Annotated in this window: 1 pseudogene; it reads right to left on the bottom strand. The window is 67.7% G+C overall.

Going from position 1 to position 285, the window contains the following annotated elements:
- Nucleotides 1-285: pseudogene (locus tag F1735_RS34830) on the bottom strand (TonB-dependent receptor); the annotation flags it as partial.

Below are 285 nucleotides of genomic sequence, written 5' to 3'. Positions count from 1 at the left end.
CTGGCGGCATCGAGCTGGGCCAGGCCGCTATTGGCCAGGGCCGGGAGCTTGCGGTAATCGATGTAGCCGATCACGCGCGCCGACGAGCCGACGTAGTTGGTGCGCGAGCGGCTCAGCGCCACTTCGGCGTAGGCCTGGGTGTCGGCGCCGAGCTTGATCACGCCACGGCTGAGCAGGTTCTGCTTGGTCGACTTGGGATACAGCTCGGTGTCGCCCATGTAGTCGTAGGTGCAGGCATCGACGCCGCCGCTGCCGGCCGGCAGGTACAGATTGGCTTGCGGCGCG

Source organism: Massilia genomosp. 1 (genome assembly GCF_011682185.1).
GTDB classification, from domain to species: Bacteria; Pseudomonadota; Gammaproteobacteria; order Burkholderiales; family Burkholderiaceae_D; genus Telluria_A; species Telluria_A rubra.
The sequence above is the reverse complement of the archived record's forward strand: the minus strand, read 5'-3'. Positions and strand labels throughout refer to the sequence as shown.